This is a genomic window from Lonepinella koalarum, assembly GCF_004565475.1.
Classification (GTDB): domain Bacteria; phylum Pseudomonadota; class Gammaproteobacteria; order Enterobacterales; family Pasteurellaceae; genus Lonepinella; species Lonepinella koalarum.
This window is the reverse complement of sequence record NZ_SRHX01000041.1, coordinates 1-546: the sequence shown is the minus strand read 5'-3', so window position 1 is coordinate 546 and position 546 is coordinate 1. Positions and strand designations below refer to the sequence as shown.

The following is a 546-nucleotide window of genomic DNA, read 5'->3' as shown; positions in this document are numbered from 1 at the left end:
TACTGTTATCTGACTCCTGTAATCTGACCCCTGAAAGCCGCAGCTTCGGTGCTATATTTTAGCCCCGTTACATCTTCCGCGCAGGCCGACTCGACTAGTGAGCTATTACGCTTTCTTTAAATGATGGCTGCTTCTAAGCCAACATCCTAGCTGTCTAAGCCTTCCCACTTCGTTTCCCACTTAATATAGACTTTGGGACCTTAGCTGGCGGTCTGGGTTGTTTCCCTCTTCACGATGGACGTTAGCACCCACCGTGTGTCTCCTATGCATTACTCTTCGGTATTCGCAGTTTGCATCGGGTTGGTAATCCGGGATGGACCCCTAGCCGAAACAGTGCTCTACCCCCGAAGGTATTCACATAAGGCTCTACCTAAATAGATTTCGGGGAGAACCAGCTATCTCCCGGTTTGATTGGCCTTTCACCCCCAGCCACAAGTCATCCGCTAATTTTTCAACATTAGTCGGTTCGGTCCTCCAGTTAGTGTTACCCAACCTTCAACCTGCCCATGGCTAGATCACCGGGTTTCGGGTCTATACCTTGCAACT

The 546-nt window shown here is 49.8% G+C and carries 1 rRNA gene; it reads right to left on the bottom strand.

Annotation, left to right across the window (positions count from 1 at the left end):
- A 23S ribosomal RNA gene (locus E0709_RS12160) occupies positions 1 to 546 on the bottom strand; the annotation flags it as partial.